At 56.2% G+C, this 19,303-nt stretch carries 16 protein-coding genes and 1 pseudogene; 11 read left to right on the forward strand and 6 right to left on the reverse strand.

Annotated features, from left to right (window positions below):
* Positions 1–9: 9 nt before the first annotated feature.
* Positions 10–1,047: a selenide, water dikinase SelD gene (selD, locus tag BN1135_RS17330; RefSeq protein ID WP_042023206.1), complete on the reverse strand. Its 1,038-nt coding sequence runs from the start codon at positions 1,045–1,047 to the stop codon at positions 10–12.
* A 395-nt stretch (positions 1,048–1,442) separates the two neighbouring features.
* Between selD and BN1135_RS17335 the strand changes: the two genes are divergently transcribed.
* Entirely contained in the window at positions 1,443–1,871 is a 429-nt protein-coding gene (locus tag BN1135_RS17335; RefSeq protein ID WP_042023208.1) for a GNAT family N-acetyltransferase, read from the forward strand.
* Positions 1,872–1,905: 34 nt separating this feature from the next.
* On the opposite strand, the gene BN1135_RS17340 is transcribed toward BN1135_RS17335, so the two are convergent.
* A complete protein-coding gene (locus BN1135_RS17340; RefSeq protein WP_042023209.1) occupies positions 1,906–3,090 on the reverse strand; it encodes an acyltransferase family protein in 1,185 nt (394 codons plus the stop codon).
* A 378-nt stretch (positions 3,091–3,468) separates the two neighbouring features.
* Positions 3,469–4,662, reverse strand: a complete 1,194-nt coding sequence (locus BN1135_RS17345; protein ID WP_042023211.1) for a class I SAM-dependent methyltransferase — start codon at positions 4,660–4,662, stop codon at positions 3,469–3,471.
* A gap of 293 nt (positions 4,663–4,955) precedes the next feature.
* On the opposite strand from BN1135_RS17345, the gene BN1135_RS17350 reads away from it, so the two are divergent.
* Together BN1135_RS17350 and BN1135_RS17355 are read left to right on the forward strand one after the other, a co-directional pair.
* Positions 4,956–6,524, forward strand: a complete 1,569-nt coding sequence (locus BN1135_RS17350) for a flagellin N-terminal helical domain-containing protein (RefSeq protein ID WP_042023212.1) — start codon at positions 4,956–4,958, stop codon at positions 6,522–6,524.
* A gap of 366 nt (positions 6,525–6,890) precedes the next feature.
* On the forward strand, positions 6,891–7,163 hold the full coding sequence (locus BN1135_RS17355; RefSeq protein WP_042023214.1) for an acylphosphatase: 273 nt from the start codon (positions 6,891–6,893) through the stop codon (positions 7,161–7,163).
* Positions 7,164–7,287: 124 nt separating this feature from the next.
* Here the strand turns inward: BN1135_RS17355 and metG are convergent, their stop codons facing one another.
* On the reverse strand, positions 7,288–9,318 hold the full coding sequence (gene metG / locus BN1135_RS17360; protein ID WP_042023216.1) for a methionine--tRNA ligase: 2,031 nt from the start codon (positions 9,316–9,318) through the stop codon (positions 7,288–7,290).
* A 181-nt stretch (positions 9,319–9,499) separates the two neighbouring features.
* On the opposite strand from metG, the pseudogene apbC reads away from it, so the two are divergent.
* The 8 genes and pseudogenes from apbC to rplT form a co-directional block, all read left to right on the forward strand.
* Positions 9,500–10,588 (forward strand): annotated as a pseudogene (apbC, locus tag BN1135_RS17365) (iron-sulfur cluster carrier protein ApbC); the annotation flags it as partial.
* 110 nt (positions 10,589–10,698) lie between these two features.
* Positions 10,699–11,343 (forward strand): uridine kinase, encoded by a 645-nt coding sequence (gene udk, locus BN1135_RS17370; protein WP_005352133.1) that lies wholly within the window; start codon positions 10,699–10,701, stop codon positions 11,341–11,343.
* A gap of 63 nt (positions 11,344–11,406) precedes the next feature.
* A complete protein-coding gene (gene dcd, locus BN1135_RS17375; protein ID WP_042023221.1) occupies positions 11,407–11,988 on the forward strand; it encodes a dCTP deaminase in 582 nt (193 codons plus the stop codon).
* Positions 11,989–12,365: 377 nt separating this feature from the next.
* Entirely contained in the window at positions 12,366–13,835 is a 1,470-nt protein-coding gene (locus BN1135_RS17380; protein ID WP_042023222.1) for an inorganic phosphate transporter, read from the forward strand.
* Positions 13,836–14,385: 550 nt separating this feature from the next.
* A complete protein-coding gene (gene thrS, locus BN1135_RS17385; RefSeq protein ID WP_042023223.1) occupies positions 14,386–16,314 on the forward strand; it encodes a threonine--tRNA ligase in 1,929 nt (642 codons plus the stop codon).
* Between the two features lie 21 nt (positions 16,315–16,335).
* Complete coding sequence (infC, locus tag BN1135_RS17390; protein ID WP_244830660.1) at positions 16,336–16,866, forward strand: translation initiation factor IF-3; 531 nt, start codon at positions 16,336–16,338, stop codon at positions 16,864–16,866.
* An 84-nt stretch (positions 16,867–16,950) separates the two neighbouring features.
* Positions 16,951–17,148 (forward strand): 50S ribosomal protein L35, encoded by a 198-nt coding sequence (rpmI, locus tag BN1135_RS17395; RefSeq protein WP_005315535.1) that lies wholly within the window; start codon positions 16,951–16,953, stop codon positions 17,146–17,148.
* Positions 17,149–17,163: 15 nt separating this feature from the next.
* Positions 17,164–17,520 (forward strand): 50S ribosomal protein L20, encoded by a 357-nt coding sequence (rplT, locus tag BN1135_RS17400; RefSeq protein ID WP_005300683.1) that lies wholly within the window; start codon positions 17,164–17,166, stop codon positions 17,518–17,520.
* Positions 17,521–17,644: 124 nt separating this feature from the next.
* On the opposite strand, the gene BN1135_RS17405 is transcribed toward rplT, so the two are convergent.
* Together BN1135_RS17405 and BN1135_RS17410 are read right to left on the reverse strand one after the other, a co-directional pair.
* Positions 17,645–18,805, reverse strand: a complete 1,161-nt coding sequence (locus tag BN1135_RS17405) for a phage late control D family protein (protein ID WP_042023230.1) — start codon at positions 18,803–18,805, stop codon at positions 17,645–17,647.
* Entirely contained in the window at positions 18,805–19,296 is a 492-nt protein-coding gene (locus tag BN1135_RS17410; RefSeq protein WP_042023233.1) for a phage tail protein, read from the reverse strand. The genes BN1135_RS17405 and BN1135_RS17410 overlap by 1 nt, the downstream gene beginning before the upstream one ends.
* Positions 19,297–19,303 lie beyond the last annotated feature (7 nt).

A 19,303-nucleotide genomic window follows, 5' to 3' on the forward strand; every position in this document is an offset into this window, starting at 1 on the left:
CTATCTCACTCATTGAACAATCTCGATAAAGCGGGTGCCCTCAAGGGGCTTGATCTGGCCGATGGGCGAGAGCGTCAGGCCCGCTTCCCGCGCGATGGCGAGTAGCTCGGCTTCGCTCTCCTTGCCCACGGCGACCAGCAGGCCACCGCTGGTTTGCGGATCGCACATGATGTTGCGGGTGCGATCATCCATGGCATCCAGCTTGTGGCCGTAGGAGTCATGGTTACGCAGGGTGCCGCCCGGTACGCAGCCCTCGGAGAGGTAGTAGTCCACCTCGTCCAGCAGCGGTAGCGCCTTGAAGTCGAGACGGGCGCTGACTTTGGAGCCTTCGCACATCTCCAGCAGGTGACCGGCCAGACCAAAACCAGTGACGTCGGTCATGGCGTGAACCCCCGGCAGCTCGGCAAAACGCTGGCCAATCTTGTTGAGGGTGCACATGGCATTGGGGGCGAGCTGCTCGTGTTCCGGCTTGAGTTTGCTCTTCTTCTGGGCGGTGGTGAGGATGCCGATGCCGATCGGCTTGGTCAGATAGAGGGTGTCACCCACCTTGGCGGTGTCGTTCTGCTTGATGGCATCCAGAGGCACGATACCGGTTACCGCGAGGCCGAAGATGGGCTCGGGAGCGTCGATGCTGTGGCCACCCGCCAGCGAGATGCCCGCTTCGTGGCACACCTGACGGCCACCGTCGATCACCTGCTGGGCCACTTCGGCGGGCAGGGTATTGATGGGCCAACCGAGAATGGCGATGGCGACGATGGGCTTGCCGCCCATGGCGTAGATGTCGCTGATGGCGTTGGTGGCGGCAATGCGGCCAAAGGTAAAGGGATCGTCGACGATGGGCATGAAGAAGTCGGTGGTGGAAACAATGCCCTGACCGTTGCCGATATCGACCACGGCTGCGTCATCCTTGCTGCTGTTGCCAACCACCAGAGTCGGGTCGTTGAAACCCGGGATCTGGCTCTTGAGAATGGTGTCGAGTACCTTGGGAGAAATTTTGCAGCCGCAGCCAGCGCCGTGGCTGTATTGGGTCAGACGAATGGAAGACATACTTACCCCTTATGCAGAGGCTCTGTGGAGCCGTCTTGGTCAATGGGCGGCCTTGTAGATTGGAAGACAAGAAGCCGCAAATATGGGTGGCCTCGGTGCCAACAGCGGCAGCGATGACTGGCAGTTATGGAAGGCCGCCAGGCCGGACGGGGAACAAGAGGGCGACAAGGTGCGCCAGCGCAGCCCCGCCAAGGGCCACAGGACGGCGCATTATGCCACATTTGCCCCTTGGGGTTCGAACAGGAATTCACATAAACAGCAGGGAATTGCCCGCACTTGCGCGTCATCGGTCTGGATCCGCCGCGCACTGATTGATTGCAGTACAGATGCAGCAAAGAGAACGTCAATTGAGAGCAATAGCGCCTGCAACCACTGCGCAATAGGAGGAGAGCTTCGTGACCACCACATTTTTGGTTAACCACCCCATTACCACGGCGCAGTTTGCGGCGCTGCTGGCGCAAACCTCGCTGGGGGCGAGACGGCCGCTGGACCATCCGGCCACCCTGCAGGGCATGCTGGATCACGCCAATCTGCTGATCACCGCCTGGCAGGACGAGACCCTGGTCGGGGTGGCCCGCTCGGTGACCGATTTTTGTTTTTGTTGCTACCTCTCGGATCTGGCGGTGGCCGAGTCAGTGCAGGGGCAGGGGATTGGCAAAGCGCTGGTTCGCGAGACGTTTTTGCAATTGCAGCCGGGCTGCAAGCTGATCCTGCTGGCCGCGCCCCAGGCGGTGGAGTATTACCCCAAGCTCGGATTTAGCCAACACCCGAGCGCCTGGGTGATGAGCAGTCTGGATGAGCTGGTACTGGATGAGTTGGCATAAGACCGTCAACTCATCCAGACAGGGCGGGGTTAACTTATCCGGCTTGCTCCAGCGCCGGTTGCCGTGACTTGCCCCAGCGGCGCAGGCGCCGTTGCAGGGGGCGCTCCAGCAGGTTGTAACTTAAAGAAGAGAGCCCGATCAGCACTGCCAGCATCAGCAGGGTCGCCACCACTCCCAACAGCGGGTTGGTCTGGGCATACCACCATTCGGTGAGCCCGGGCGCCAGATAGTGGATCAGTTCGCATCCGGTGAGCAGTACCAGCGCATGGAGTAGATAGATGGAGTAGGAGAGATCCCCCAGCCAGTTGGTGAAGCGGTTATCCAAGAGGCTCAGCAGCGGACTCTGGCGCTCCCGCTGGGCGGCAGCAATCCAGATCAGCAGCACGTAGGAGCCGATCAGCAGCAGGGTCAGCTGCGGCGTCATGGTGAACTGCATCAGCACGAAGGGCAGCACAAAGGCGATCAGCAGCGGCAGATCCCGCTGCATCATGGGCAAGGGTTGCGCGGCTTTGACCCTCGGCAGCAGCCAGAGGCCGAGTACAAATTCACTCACCCCGCGCCCCACAGCCAGTGCCCCGCTGGTGACATCCAGGGTGCCGCGACTGTGCACGATAAAGGCCAGTACCGTCAGCGCCAACAGCGGCGCGAGATGGCTCCAGCGGCTGCGGGTCACCGCTAGCGGGATCAGCAGTGGGAACAGCAGGTAGCTTATCCACTCAACGCTCAGGGACCAGGCGGCGAAGTTCCAGGTCAGCCCGTGATCGGTCACCACCTGGAGCAGCAGGAAGGCGCTGGGCAGCGCGTCAGCCGGGGTGAAGGGTGAGCCGAAGGGGGGCATCCCTTCCCACTCCCACATCTTGAACAGCGGGCCAGCATAGAAGCCCACCCCGTGCTGCGCCTTGTAAAGCTCCCAGCCGACCAGCAGCAGCAGGGTCACCAGGTAGAGGGGGTAGACGCGGGTCAGCCTCAGCCAGAGGAAGCGGCCATAGCCGATGGTGCGGGGCCTGTGGCTGAAGGCCTCTCCGTAGACATGGGCCAGCACCACGCCGCTCAAAATAAAGAACAGATCGACCCAGAGGTAGCCGTTCTCGATGAGTTGGGTGTGGCCTGCGATCGACTCCATCCACTGGGGAAAGAGCAATAATCGGGCATGGAACAGCACCACCATCAGGGCAGCGATACCCCGCAGCGGCGTTAACAGCGGCAATGATTGATTCATAAAGGGATCCCTTGTGATGTTCAGCTTGGCCTGACATCGATTTTTGTTGTTGTGCCGCCCATCAATCCTGACGGACGGCTACCCCGGCTTGGCTGCCGCAGGCGGGATCACACTACAAAAAAGAGAGTCATACGGATGTGATTTAAATCATAAATGTGCAGTTATTGTGCAAAGAAATTTAAACAGAGAAAAAGTGGAGAACCGGCAGGGAAAGGGGGCGACAAGGAAAGAGGAGGACAGGGAAAGCGGAAAGAGAAGAGTGCAGAGAGGGGTAATAGGGATGGGGGTGAGAGTCAGGCTCAGGCCTATACGTCATTACGCCAAAAAAATCAGGCCCGCAAGGGGCCTGATTGATCACAAGGGGAGGGTGGTTGCCGATCAGCGGGCGCGTACCACCAGACCCTTGAGGTAGAAGCCTTCTGGATAGGCGGTACCGATGGGGTGATCGGACGCCTGGGAGAGTAGCTCCAGGATCTGGGCATCGCGACCGGCATCGAGCGCCGCATCGGCAACGATCTTCTGGAACAGGCTCTGCTCCATCAGGCCGGAGCAGGAGTAGGTCAGCAGCACGCCACCCGGCGCCAGCAGCTGGAACGCCAGCATGTTGATGTCCTTATAACCACGGCAGGCACCCAGCAGCTGGGCCTTGCTCTCGGCAAACTTGGGCGGATCCAGCACGATGACATCGAACTTCTCGCCCTTCTCGCGGTATTCACGCAGCAGCTTGAACACATCGTGACGGACAAACTGGGTGTTGCTGATATCGAGCCCGTTCAGCTCGGCGTTCTGGCGAGCGATATCCAGTGCATTCTGGGAGAGATCGACGTTGACCACCTCTTTGGCACCACCCTTGAGGGCATAAATGCCAAAACCACCGGTGTAGCTGAAGCAGTTAAGGACACGTTTGCCTTCGGTGTACTTGGAGACAGCCTGACGGTTGTCGCGCTGATCCAGATAGAAGCCGGTTTTGTGGCCGTTGCGAATATCCACCAGGATCTTCACGCCGTCGTTCTCTTCGATCACCACCGGTTCGGTCGGGGCTTCGCCATAGATGACACCGGTACGCTCTTTCAGCCCCTCTTTTTTACGTACTGCTACGTCGGAACGCTCATAGATGTTGCACTCGGGGTAGAGGGTACGCAGCGCCTGGGTGATCAGCTCGCGCTGGAACTCGGCACCGGCGGAGAGGATCTGGCACACCAGAAAATCGGCATAACGGTCGATGGTCAGACCCGGCAGGCCATCGGACTCAGCGGCGCACAGGCGATAGCCGGTGAGCCCCTGACGCTTGATCAGCGGATCGCGAGACTCCTGCGCATATTTGAGGCGACGAATAAAGAAGTCGAGATCAACGGTCTCATTCTTGTCGAAGGTCCAGACCCGGGCACGGATCTGGGAGCTGCTTGACCAGGCACCACGGGCAAGCCACTTGCCATCGTTGGCGTAAATCTCGACGGTATCGCCGTCAACAGGATTACCTTCCACCCGCTCAATCCCCTTGGAGAAGATCCAGGGGTGACGGCGCAGCAGGGATTTTTCGCGACCTTTGACGAGATAGATGAATACGCTCATGGATGTTTGCCGATGGTAGAAAGAAAAGGGGCCACATTCTATGTGCAATAGGGCGGCTAAGCCAGCCTTTGCTGGTATATGGCGGAGTGACGCACTGTACGCCGGGACAACGACCGGGTGTTCTATCTGCAGGATTTGCAGAATCTTGATGTTGGCGTTTCACGCTGCTTATTTTATATGCTTTGGTTGGTTGTGCTTATTTTTTGTTCAATGCGTGTTTTTGTATGCGCAAAATATAATCAAGTTAGCGTTTTTATCTTTTTTGTGGGGAATTTTCTCTAAAGAGTCATTTGATGATGTCGATAGTGGGGAAGACCATTTTGAATCTTTCCTGTATCGAGCTGTCCATGTCCCTCTCCATCGCTACCAATATTTCTGCTCTCAACGCTTCTCGCCATCTGGGTCAATCATCCAACACGCTGGACTCGGTATATCGACGACTCTCATCCGGCTTGCGCATCAACAGTGCCGCCGATGATGCGGCCGGCTTGCAGATCAGCAATCGTCTCGCCAGTGAAGTGAACGGGACCAATACGGCTATCCGCAATGCCAACGATGGGATCTCGGTGATCAACGTGGCGGATGGTGCGCTCGATGAGTCGGTGAACCTGATGCAGCGGATGCGCACGTTGGCACTGCAGGCGGGAAGCGGTGCCAACACGGCAGAGGATCGCGTGGCCCTGAATGCTGAATTCAAGCAACTGCAGTTGGAGATTGACCGGATTGCCACAGACACCCGGTTTGCCGGACAGGATCTGCTGACGGGAAGTTATAAAGGCATCTTCTCAGTCGGTGCCTATGCAGGACAGAATACCGTCGTTACCGATCTCAATGCCCAGACCAAAAATCTGGGGGAGATGGAGTGGCGAGCGCGCAGTCCCGCAGGCAGCAAGCCAGGGGCGTATGATATTGCTGATCTCAAGCTTTCATCTCAGCCAATCACCCTTAATGGCGTCACCTTTGACAAGGATTATTCAACCTTGGAAGCGTTCGTGGCAGATATTAATGGCACCACCTTTCCCAATAATCAGGGGCCGGTACAAGCACAACAACTGCCATTTTCAGTCGCCTCTGCCGTGGATTTATCCGCATTACCCTCCTATATCGATGTGGCGGGCCACTCTGTGGATTTGACCACAGGCATTGATATGACCGGATGGGATCCGGTCAATCCTACGCCCGAAAACAGCGATTTGATGAAGGAGGTGGTTCGGCGTATCAACAATACTGCGCAATCGGCAGGTCTGGGTTTTTATGTGAGTGCCTCCAACAACAGCAATCCCGCCAGCAATGCATTGACCATGCATAGCGTTCAGGGCAACAGCCTTGCGCTGGCCAATGGCACAACGCCCCCTCCGCCGCCCGCACCACCGGCGCCTCCGGTGATCAGCAATTCTTCTCTGAGCGCTCTGCTGCCCGATGTTACCCCCACGACGTATATCGGTCAGATGGAACTGCGCTCATCCGGTGACATGTACTCCAATATTGATATGCAGGGAGCGAGCTTGAATGCACTGGGTTTTTATCAATCAGACAAGAAGAAATATACCGTTGATAACATTGATGTTCTGAGTGATGACAACGCCAACAGAGCGATCAAAACACTGGATACGGGCATGAAACAGCTGGGGGTTCAGCGTTCGCAACTTGGTGCTCAGGCTAATGCGCTGGATGGGATCGTACGTAATTTGGCCAATGCCAATGAGAACCTCAGTGCTGCCCGTTCGCGGATCCGGGATGCCGATATGGCTGTCGAATCGGCCCGCCTGGTCAGTACCCAAATATTGCAGCAAGCGAGTTCATCTATTTTGAGTCAGGCAAACAGTCGCCCCAATGCGGCCCTGAGTTTGCTGCAATCCTGAGCGGGGCTGCCAGCCGGTATAGCGATTGGTCGCCATCCATTGTCACGATCAATAAAGATGAGGCCACCCATTGGGTGCCTCATCTCTTTGTGCTGGATTCTATTGGCTTCACAGGTCAGCGTTTAATCTCTCTGAGTACCGGCCACTTAGGCGCTGGCGGTCCGCATGTCCCCGCGGAGAACGGTGATGATAAAGAGGGGTAACCAGAGCGCGACATGGCATTTTTCACTGATGGTGAGGTGAATGAGATAGCGGTCAACCCACCGGAATTTAACTTCTTTCATAATGGAGCTGCATCCTGCAGAACAGGGCGTGCCGCGCTCACTATCGTCGTGGGAATTTTTTCTTCAGTAGAAGGTGCGAGAAATGGGAGAGCAATCGTTTGTCATTCGGGTGTGGGGGCAGGTGCAGGGGGTGGGATTTCGCTATTTCACTCGTGAGCGGGCACTGCAACTGGGTTTGCGGGGGCACGCCTACAACCTGGAGGATGGCTCGGTGGAGATCCTCATCAGCGGCCCCGCGCAAGGGATACAGATGATGCTGGGCTGGTTGGAGCACGGCCCGCGCACCGCCAGAGTGACCCGTATGGAGTATCAAGCGGCGCTGCCACCCACTGGCCAGGGCTTTCACACCAACTGAGCTGGCGAGATGAGGTGTCGGTAGGCTTGCAGAGGGCGGGAGTGTGGTTTGTGGCTAGGGGACTATGCAAAGAGAGGCCAACGGGCCTCTCTTTGGTTTATCGCGGTGAGCGTCGCCGGTGGCGTTACTTAACGCGCATCCCCGGTTGGGCGCCTTCCTGCGGTTCCAGGATCCAGAGATCCTTGCCGCCCGGGCCTGCGGCCAGCACCATCCCTTCGGACATGCCAAAGCGCATCTTGCGCGGTGCCAGGTTGGCCACCATCACGGTCAGCTTGCCTTCCAGATCTTCGGGATTGTAGGCGGATTTGATGCCGGCAAACACCTGACGGGTCTCGCCACCGATATCCAGCTGCAGCTTGAGCAGCTTCTCCGCTTCCGGCACCGCTTCGGCTTTGACGATCAGCGCCACCCGCAGGTCAATCTTGGCAAAGTCGTCATAGGCGATGGTTTCGCTGATGGGATCGTCTGCCAGCGGGCCAGCCACTTTCGGTGCCTGCTCTTTGGCCAGATCTTCCTTGGAGGCTTCCACCATGGCTTCGACCTTGGCCGGCTCGATGCGGGAGAACAGCGCCTTGAACGGAGCCAGCTGGTGGTTGGTCAGTGGCTGGGCCACGCCATCCCAGGAGAGGGTTTCACCCAGGAAGGCTTCGGCACGTTCGGCCAACAGCGGCATCACCGGCTTGAGGTAGGCCATCAGCACCCGGAACAGGTTGATACCAACGGAGCAGACTTCCTGCAGCTGTGCATCAGCCCCTTCCTGCTTGGCAAGTACCCAGGGTGCCTTGTCATCTACATAGCGGTTGGCCTTGTCGGCCAGCGCCATGATTTCGCGGATGGCGCGGCTGAATTCACGGCTCTCGTACGCCTCGGCAATGGTGGTACGCGCATTGGCGAATTCGGCGTAGAGCTCGGGCTCGGCGCAGGTGGCAGCCAGCTTGCCGTCGAAACGCTTGGCGATAAAGCCGGCGTTGCGGGAGGCGAGGTTGACCAGCTTGTTGACCACGTCGGCGTTGACCCGTGCCACAAAGTCATCGAGGTTCAGGTCCAGATCGTCGATGCGGCTGTTAAGCTTGGCTGCGTAGTAGTAACGCAAGCACTCCGGATCCAGGTGGTTCAGGTAGGTAGATGCCTTGATAAAGGTGCCCTTGGATTTGGACATCTTGGCACCGTTGACGGTGACATAACCGTGCACACACACCTTAGTCGGCTTGCGGAAACCCGCGCCTTCCAGCATGGCTGGCCAGAACAGGGAGTGGAAGTAGACGATATCTTTACCGATGAAGTGGTAGAGCTCGGCACTGGAGTCCGCTTTCCAGTAGCTGTCAAAATCCAGATCGTCACGCTTGTTGCACAGATTCTTGAACGAACCCATGTAACCGATAGGGGCATCGAGCCAGACATAGAAGTATTTGCCCGGCGCATCCGGGATCTCGAAGCCGAAGTAGGGGGCGTCACGGGTGATGTCCCACTGTTGCAAACCGGTCTCGAACCACTCGCCCAGCTTGTTGGCCATCTCTTCTTGCAGGGCGCCGGAGTTGGTCCAGGCCTTGAGCATGTCTGCAAACTGCGGCAGATCGAAGAAGAAGTGCTCGGAGTCTTTCATCACCGGGGTAGCACCGGAAACGGCAGATTTCGGATCGATAAGCTCGGTCGGGCTGTAGGTGGCACCGCAGCTGTCACAGTTGTCGCCGTATTGCTCCGGGGACTTGCACTTGGGGCAGGTGCCCTTGACGAAACGGTCCGGCAGGAACATGGATTTTTCCGGATCGAACAGCTGGGTTATGGTGCGGTTTTTGATGAAACCACCGGCTTTCAGACGGCCGTAGATCAGCTCCGCCAGCTCGCGGTTCTCATCGCTGTGGGTGGAGTGGTAGTTGTCAAAGCTGATATTGAAACCGGCGAAATCGGTCTGGTGCTCTTTGGATACGGCCGCAATCATCTCTTCCGGGGTGATCCCCAGCTGTTGTGCTTTGAGCATGATCGGGGTGCCGTGGGCATCATCGGCACAGATGAAGTGCACCTGATGACCGCGCATTCGCTGATAACGAACCCAGATGTCGGCCTGGATGTGTTCCAGCATGTGGCCAAGGTGGATGGAGCCATTGGCATAGGGAAGGGCGCAGGTTACCAGCATTGTACGAGGATCAGTTGCCATATAGTCGTTCTTGATGTGCTTGTTGGGATGATACAGTGCCGTGCATGTTACCCGAATTGGGGGTAGCCTGCCTAGGGTTGTGGCGGTGCCAACCTTGCTAGCAGCTGTCATCGCTCTTGCAGGCAAGCCACTGATTTATGTGCGGTAACCGTTCACCTCAAGAGAAAGACAAGATAATGAGGAGTTAATGGTGATTGATTCAGTAAAACAGATCCTCGCCGAATTTAAGCCAGCAGGCTGGCACAAGGATCTGGTCGATGCCGGATTCGTTCGTGAGATCATCAATCAGGGTCAGGGGCTGACCATCCGGCTGGTATTGCCGTTTGCCGCTTTGTCGCTGCTCGATCAGCTCAAAGAAAACTTCGATGCCAGGCTGCGTAGCGCCACCGGTGTTTCCCGTATTGACTGGCAGCTTTCTATTGATGTCGCCAGTATGCCCAGAGCGCAGGGGCTGGCGGCGGTGCAGGGCATTCGCAACATTATCGTGGTCGCTTCCGGTAAGGGGGGGGTGGGCAAATCCACAACGGCGGTCAATTTGGCACTGGCGCTGCAAAAAGAGGGGGCGCGGGTCGCCATTCTCGATGCCGATATCTATGGCCCTTCCATTCCCACCATGATGGGTACGGTCAAGGAGCGCCCCAGCAGCCGTGACGGCAAGCTGATGGAGCCGGTGATGGCCTGCGGCCTCAAGAGCAACAGCATCGGTTATCTGGTCTCCGAGCAGGATGCCACCATCTGGCGTGGCCCCATGGCGAGCAAGGCGCTGGCGCAGATCCTCGGCGAAACCCGTTGGGGTGAGGTGGATTATCTGGTGGTGGACATGCCGCCAGGCACTGGTGATATTCAACTCACCATGGCCCAGCAGGTGCCCACCTCGGCAGCGGTCATTGTTACCACCCCGCAAGATGTGGCACTGGCCGATGCCCGCAAGGGGATCGCCATGTTCAACAAGGTCAATGTGCCGGTGCTCGGCATCATCGAGAACATGAGTTACCACGTCTGCAGTGCCTGCGGCCACCATGAGCCGCTGTTCGGTACCGGTGGTGGTCAGAAGATGGCAGAGCAGTACCAAGTGGCGCTGCTTGGCCAGTTGCCGCTGCACATCGATATCCGCCAACACATGGATGATGGCTGCCCGACCGTGTTCGGCGCACCGGAAGGGAGCCTGGCTAAGGCCTATTTGAAGCTGGCTCGCAGAGTAGGTGCCGAACTCTTTTTCAGCGCAAAACCGATTGCGACCCCCCTCTATGCCATGGCGCTGGATGAATAATCGGCTATCGGTCACTTGAAAGGGAATTGAGGGTGGGCATTGCCCACCCTTTTTTATATAATGGATCGGTTTAAACCATCCCCACTGCTCTTCTCTTTTAGGTATTCGTCATGTCTGATACTCAACATTCGTGTGTGATCATCGGTATTGCGGGCGCATCTGCGTCAGGCAAAAGTCTTATCGCCCAGACCATTTATGAAGAGCTGGTGGCCGAACTGGGCGCAGGTCAGATTGGTGTGATCACCGAAGATTGCTACTACCGTGATCAGACCCACCTGACCATGGAAGAACGGGTCAAAACCAACTACGACCACCCCAATGCGCTCGATCACGATCTGCTGGTGCAGCACTTGAGCCAGCTGGTTAAAGGTGATGCGGTCGCCATTCCTCAATACTCCTATACCGAACACACCCGAATGAATGAAGTCACTCCGTTTGCACCGCGCCGGGTGATCATTCTGGAAGGGATCCTGTTGCTGACCGACAGTCGTTTGCGGGATCTGATGGACGCCTCCATCTTTATGGATACCCCCCTCGACATCTGCCTGCTGCGCCGTCTGGTGCGTGACGTGCAAGAGCGAGGCCGTACCATGGACTCCGTGCTCAAGCAGTATCAGAAGACGGTGCGTCCGATGTTCCTGCAGTTTATCGAGCCGTCCAAGCAGTATGCTGATGTGATCGTGCCCCGTGGTGGCAAGAATCGCATCGCTATTGACATGCTCAAGGCGCGCATTCGCCACATGTTGATTGGTTAAAGCGAAACAAGCCGGGTGATGCCCGGCTTTTTTAAATGAACATTTTGTCAGGAGAGTCGCCCAATGCGTCTGTGTGATACCGATATTGAACGTCATCTTGATGAAGGCAAGATCGTCATTGAGCCAAGACCCGGCGTTGAGCGGATCAGTGGCGTCAGTGTCGATGTGCTGCTGGGTAACGAATTTCGGGTGTTTCGCGATCATACCGCTCCTTATATCGATCTGAGTGGCCCGAGCGGCGAAATGGCCGATGCCATCGAGCGGGTGATGAGTGACGAGATCCACATTCCCGACGGCGAAGCCTTCTATCTTCATCCGGGTCAGTTGGCGCTAGCCGTAACCTATGAGTCGGTTACCCTGCCTGCCGATATCGTCGGTTGGCTCGATGGTCGCTCTTCATTGGCCCGTCTTGGTTTGATGGTGCATGTGACCGCGCACCGGATCGATCCGGGCTGGTCTGGCCGCATCGTGCTGGAGTTCTACAATGGCGGCAGATTGCCGCTGGCGCTGCGCCCCAAGATGAAGATCGGTGCCCTGAACTTCGAAATGCTCTCTGGTGCGGCCGCTCGCCCTTATAACAAGCGGGAAAATGCCAAGTACAAGAGTCAGCAGGGCGCGGTTGCCAGCCGCATCAATCAGGACTGATAACCGGCCACACAGCAACGATTCAAGGGAGCACAAGGTGCTCCCTTTTTACATCTGGAATCAAACGGATATGGGATTTGTGGAGCTGGTCGGATGAGATTGGCGGGGCCGGGTCGTTTTATCACCACTGTTTCCCATTTTTCTGTCATAAAAGTGTCATAAAAATGAAATTATTGGCTTAATTGTCAGCTATTTTTGCCCTTTCCCGCAATCATTGATGGCTTTAATTAATCAATGGCAAGCCGCATGAGGGCTGGAGCTAGGATATTTTTTTCCAAAAAGCTCTTTTTTTTTATGGCTGAAATATTTCAATGGTGGCTATGGTGTTGGCCGCCATCTGGCATAATCCGCCGCAACTCATAAACAGGCTTGTTTTTATGTTTGAAATGTTTAGTGGTTTGGGTTTGTGGTGGTCAATCGGTTTGGTATTGGCTGTTTTTTTTGTGCTTGCCTATGAATTTATCAACGGCTTTCACGATACCGCCAACGCGGTAGCAACGGTTATCTATACCAAGGCGATGCCGGCTCACCTGGCGGTAGTCGCATCGGGGATCTTTAACTTTTTGGGCGTCATGTTCGGCGGTCTGGGTGTGGCCTATGCCATTGTCCATCTGCTGCCCATCGACCTGCTGCTTGGGATGGACTCCACCCAAGGGTTGATCATGGTATTCTCCTTGCTGTTCTCCGCCATCGTGTGGAACTTGGGCACTTGGTTCTTCGGGATCCCGGCCTCCAGTTCACATACATTGATCGGTTCCATTCTGGGGGTAGGCGGTGCCTATGCCTGGATCACCCATCAACCGGTGACAGAAGGGATCAACGTGGGCAAAGCGATTGACATCATGCTTTCCCTCATCATCTCTCCCACCATCGGTTTCATCATCGCGGCGCTGCTACTGCTGGCGATGAAGCGCATCTGGACCAGCAACAAGATCCACAAAACGCCGGAAGAGCGTCAGCTGGTGGATGGCAAGAAACACCCGCCGTTCTGGGCACGTCTGACCCTGGTGGCCTCGGCCATGGGCGTCAGCTTCGTGCACGGCTCCAACGATGGCCAGAAGGGCATCGGTCTGGTGATGCTGGTGCTGATCTGCATGGCGCCAGCCTATTTCGCGCTGGACATGAACAGCCGCTCTTATGATCTGGACCGGACCCAGGATGCCAACCAACGGATCATGGAGATCTATCAGCGTAACCAGGCCTCTTTGGGGGAGGTGATCAACTTCTCTGCGCCAGCAACGGCCCAGGAAGAGCTGATGACCCACTGCTCTGCGGATGGTGTGCTACAGGCAATGGCGACACTGGATGCTCGCCTGGGTGCCGTTCGGACTTATCAGGAGCTCAATCTTACCGATCGTCGTGAAGTGCGCCGTTTGCTGCTGTGTATCGATGATACCGCGCGTAAGGTTGCCAAGTTGCCACTGCCAGCCAAAGAGCTGACCGACTTGGCCAAGTGGCGCAAAGACCTGACCGCAACAGCGGAATATGCACCAACTTGGGTTATCGTTTCCATCGCGCTGGCGCTGGGTTGCGGTACCATGGTGGGCTGGCGTCGTATCGTCCATACCGTGGGCGAGAAGATCGGTACCACTGGCATGACCTACAGCCAGGGCATCGCAGCCCAGATCACTGCGGCTACTTCTATCGGTGTGGCTAGTTTGACCGGCATGCCGGTATCCACCACCCATATCCTCTCCTCGGCGGTGGCTGGTACCATGATTGCCAACAAATCCGGCCTGCAGAGCCAAACCATCAAGACCATCCTGATGGCTTGGGTACTGACTTTGCCGATGACGATGCTGCTCTCCGGTGGCTTGTTTATCATCAGTCACCATCTGTTTAGCTGAGCTTGACCACTGATTTTGCTAAAGGGCCTACGGGCCCTTTTTTTATCACTATGCCAACCGGCTTGATATTCGTTTCCCTTCCGTAACACGGGAGCATCCTGTGTCAACCCGGACAGTTATTCAGTCGTGGGTCGCTGCGTCATGGGATCGCACCATCCATAGTTTCAACCTACAGTGATGTCCGTTTACCTGCTGGCGATGGTATGCAGCGCTCAACGTGATGATTGCCTACTTTTTTATGGCCACACCCTGCGCGTGACAGGATCTCCATCGCTACAGCCCATGGTATCCGGTGGGGCAGGGGGCCAAGCCGAGCGAGTGGTTTTAAGATGTACGATGTTTAACAATTTGTTTGATATCGCATGTTTGATACAATCCACGCCGGATCCTGAAACTGACAGCATGACGCACAAACTGATGTGTGTACCGCTCTGTGTACCAACCGTTTGGTTTATGGTGAAACACTAGAGTGAAGAGCTTGATTTTAAAGGAATTATCGCGACTACATGTGGCCTTTGGTACGGGTCACCACTGTATAAGGAAACCTATAATGCCAATCATTACTCTGCCTGACGGCAGCCAACGTCAATTTGCCCACTCTGTTTCCGTGATGGATGTGGCCGCGGACATCGGTCCCGGTCTCGCCAAGGCGTGCATTGCCGGTCGGGTAAACGGTGAACTGGTGGATGCGTGCGAGCTGATCGAAGCCGATGCTGCGCTGGCCATCATCACCGCCAAAGACGAAGAAGGTCTGGACATCCTGCGCCACTCCTGTGCCCACTTGCTGGGTCATGCTATCAAGCAACTCTGGCCCCAGACCAAGATGGCCATCGGTCCTGTCATTGACAACGGTTTTTACTACGACGTTGATCTTGACCGCACCCTGACCGATGAAGATCTGGCTGCCCTGGAAGAGCGCATGCTGGCGCTGGTAGCCAAGGATTACGACGTCATCAAGAAAAAAGTCTCCTGGCAGGAAGCACGTGATGTGTTTGATGCCCGTGGTGAGATTTATAAAGTCGAGATCCTGGATCAGAATATTGCCCGTGATGACCAGCCTGGTCTCTATCATCACGAAGAGTACGTGGATATGTGTCGTGGCCCGCACGTGCCTAACATGCGTCACTGCCACCACTTCAAGTTGCAAAAAATGTCTGGCGCCTACTGGCGTGGCGACTCCAACAACAAAATGTTGCAGCGTATTTACGGCACTGCCTGGGCCGACAAGAAGCAGCTCAAGGCTTATCTGCAACGATTGGAAGAAGCATCCAAGCGTGATCACCGCAAGATCGGCAAGCAACTCGACCTGTATCACATGCAGGAAGAGGCGCCCGGCATGGTGTTCTGGCACAACGATGGCTGGACCATCTTCCGTGAGCTAGAAACCTTTATCCGCGGCAAGCTTAAAGAGTATGACTATCAGGAAGTGAAGGGTCCCTTCATGATGGACCGCGTCCTGTGGGAGCGTTCAGGTCACTGGGAGAAGTATGCCCAGGCCATGTTCACCACCCAGTCCGAGAACCGCGAGTACGCCATCAAGCCGATGAACTGCCCGGGTCACGTCCAGATCTTCAACCAGGGTCTGAAGTCCTACCGCGATCTGCCGCTGCGGATGGCCGAGTTTGGCTCTTGCCACCGCAATGAACCGTCCGGTTCGCTGCACGGTCTGATGCGGGTGCGCGGCTTCACTCAGGATGACGCTCATATCTTCTGTACCGAAGAGCAGATCATGGAAGAGGTCTCCGGCTGTATTCGTATGGTCTATGACGTCTACGGTACCTTTGGCTTCGAGAACATCGTGGTCAAGCTCTCCACCCGTCCCGAACAGCGTATCGGTTCAGATGAGGCTTGGGATCGTGCCGAGGCCGCACTGGCCGAAGCGCTGGATCTCAATGGTCTGAAATACGATCTGCAGCCGGGCGAGGGGGCCTTCTACGGTCCCAAGATTGAATTTACCCTGCATGATTGCCTTGATCGTGCGTGGCAATGTGGTACCGTACAGCTCGATTTTGCTCTCCCCGGTCGTCTGGGCGCCACTTATGTTGGCGAAAACAACGAGCGCCACGTACCTGTGATGATCCATCGGGCCATTTTGGGTTCTATCGAGCGTTTCATCGGTATTCTGACTGAAGAATATGCTGGTCTGTTTCCAACCTGGTTGGCGCCGACTCAGGCTGTGGTCATGAATATCACGGATAATCAGGCCGATTATGCGGTGAAAGTAGCCAAATCATTGAATGATGCGGGTATTCGCGCAAAAGCGGACTTGAGAAATGAGAAGATTGGCTTTAAAATCCGCGAGCATACTTTGAAGCGAGTACCTTTCATGCTGGTCTGCGGCGATAAAGAAGTTGAAGCCGGTAAGATTGCAGTACGGACTCGTAAAGGGGCTGACCTGGGCACTTATCCTGTTGAAGAGTTCATCGCTCTGTTGACCCAGGAAGTTCAGACCCGCGGACAAAAGAAAGTGGAGGAATAAGCTATAAAAGGCGGAAAAAAACTGGGCAAGCAACCGCAAGCCCGCGCTCACCGGATCAATGAAGAGATCCGTCTGAAAGAAGTTCGTCTGACTGGTTTGGATGGTGAAGCCATTGGCGTCACCACCATTCAGGAAGCACTGAACTTGGCCGCAGAGGCCGGAGTTGATCTGGTCGAGATCAGTCCAAATGCTGAGCCGCCCGTTTGCCGGATCATGGATTACGGTAAATTCCTCTACGAAAAGAGCAAAACAACCAAAGAACAGAAGAAAAAGCAGAAAGTCGTCCAGGTTAAGGAAATCAAATTCCGTCCTGGTACTGACGAAGGCGACTATCAGGTAAAACTACGCAACCTGGTTCGCTTTCTAGAAGACGGGGACAAGGCTAAGGTCACCCTGCGCTTCCGTGGTCGTGAAATGGCACACCAGGATCTTGGTATCAAGGTTCTGGAGCGCGTCAAGAACGATCTGGAAGAGTTGGCCGTAGTCGAGTCGTTCCCGAAAGTCGAAGGCCGTCAAGCTGTGATGGTCCTCGCACCTAAGAAGAAATCTTAAGGCCCACAAGAAATTGACTCACGGGTTCGCCCGTGAGTCGGTTCGCCTTGCGATTTTGTTGTCACTCACAATGCGGAGTATAAAATGCCGAAGATGAAAACCAACCGGGGTGCTGCAAAGCGCTTCAAAAAGACCGGCTCGGGTCGCTTTAAGTGCAAGCATAACCACCTGCGTCACATCCTGACCAAGAAGAGCAGCAAGCGTAAGCGCAAGCTGGGACCTAAGTTCATGGTTTCCGCTGCCGACCACAAACGTGTTGTCGCTTGTCTGCCGTACGCATAAGGGGGGATGTAAAAAATGCCAAGAGTTAAACGTGGTGTGACTGCTCGAGCTCGTCACAAAAAAGTAATGAAAGCCGCCAAAGGTTACTACGGCGCCCGTTCCCGTGTTTACCGCGTAGCGGTACAAGCGGTAACTAAAGCTGGTCAGTATGCCTATCGTGACCGTCGCCAGAAAAAGCGTCAGTTCCGTCAGCTGTGGATTGCGCGTATCAACGCTGCAGCCCGTCAGAATGGTCTGTCTTACAGCCGTCTGATCAACGGTCTGAAGAAAGCGTCTATCGAAATCGATCGTAAGATCCTGTCCGATATCGCTGTTCACGACAAGCTGGCTTTCACCGCCCTGGTTGAAAAAGCTAAAGCAGCTCTGGTTTAATCCGGTTCTGTTATAAAAGTTAAAAGGAGGCTCAGGCCTCCTTTTTTGTATCTATAACCCACTGTTTTACCTCATATTTCTCTTTCTCATGCCCACATTCTGTCCACGCTTTTTCTCTATGTGGTCACTCCGGCAGTTCTTCCAGCTTCACTTCGAGTTGCAGGCGGTTGGTGTATCCCTGATCGGTGAGGTCGTGCACCACCTGGGTCAGTAGCCAGTCGGCCTCGTCGATTTGTGGTTTGAAGCCCCTGACCGTGGCGGGTTGTTCCGGGTAGAGTTCGGGGCGACCTTTGGCCAGGGTGATCTGAAACTCGGCCACGCCGCGCTGCAGCTTTTCCCACTCAGCCCGGGCTGCCCGCATGGCGTTGCTCTGGCTGGTGTAAACGTGGCGCAGTTCCTTGACGTTCTCACTGTCGCCAACCAGCAGCTCGTGCTCCTTCTTGTTGATCACCACTCCCGGTGGTAATGGCCGTTCCTCTTTCGGTTTGGTCTTCCGCTTGCGCTTCACCTCGATTTTCTTCTTCTCGGCGGCCTTGTTGTCTTGCCAGTAGGCGGTGACACCGGTGTATGCGTCGCGGTCGGCCACCGAGAACTGGTGCTGATCGCCGTCCTGGCGGGTGATGGTGATGGCGGGCAGTGGCCTGCCACTGGCGGTGGTGCCGTTGCCCGCTTTGATGAACATCAGGCGGCCAGATTTGACGGTGGCAATTGCATCTTGCTCGGTCGCCAAGCGGGTGAGAAAGGCCAGATCGCTCTCGTTGGTCTGGTCAATGTGGTCGATCATCATCCCCTTGAAGGCTTCGCCGACGCTCGGGGTCAGGCCATAGCGGGCGGCCAGCTGTTCCACGATGGCGCCGATGGTTTCAAAGTGCCAGCTGTGCTCGCGCAGTTTGTTCATGCTACCGCGCAGATCTGCCGATTTGCCCCGGATGGTGAGCACGTCGGGGGCCCCGCCATGCTCCACCTCGTCAATTTTGAAGGTGCCTTTATCGACCAGGGCACCGCCTTGCCAACCGATGCTGGCTTGCAGGGTGGCCCCACGGCGCGGCATGGCCAGTTTGCCGTCGCTGTCATCGAGGGCGATTTCGATGGTGTCGGCAGAAAAACCCCGGTTATCGGTGATGGTCATGTGCATCAGGCGCGGGCGCAGGGTGCCCGAGACATCGTTGCCATCTACCCGCACCTGATAGGTGGGGGTCGGATGCTGTTGACGCAGGGCATCCAGCTGGCTGGTGATACCAAGGTTTTCAGCCAAGCGGGTACCAAACTGGTCGAATGCCCCCATCAGAGCAGCCCCCCGAGTTTGCCGCCCACGGTGTTCAGCAGCGTGCCTAACCCTAAGCGACCGAGCAGGTTGCCCGCAGTGCGGCCGAGCAGGGTGTTGCCGAGGGAGCTGTCGTTGTCATCGACCCGCTTGAGCTTAATGCTGAACTCGATTTTTCTGGCGCTGCCATCTTGGAAGAACTCGCTGCGGGTGGTGCTGATCCCCTCTATTACGAACGAGCCGCGCATCACGCCATCGCCCTGGATTAAGGGGAAGGCTTGGCCGCTGTCGCCCATGCTATTGAGCATATCGAGGGAGACTGGCCCGCCTGTGAGCTCTGGATAGAGCACCCCGCTCAGGGTGCTGAGTTCGTCATCTGGCCCAAGGTACTGATATGAGGGGCGGGCACCGACCCGGTTATTGCCGGGGTGGCGCCATGCGCGTTCGTCTTGTTGGGATTGCGGGGCCACGGTCGAGCGCATAAACACGAACCAGCCCAGGGTCATCATCATGGTGGTT

This window comes from Aeromonas sobria (assembly GCF_000820145.1).
GTDB lineage: Bacteria > Pseudomonadota > Gammaproteobacteria > Enterobacterales > Aeromonadaceae > Aeromonas > Aeromonas sobria.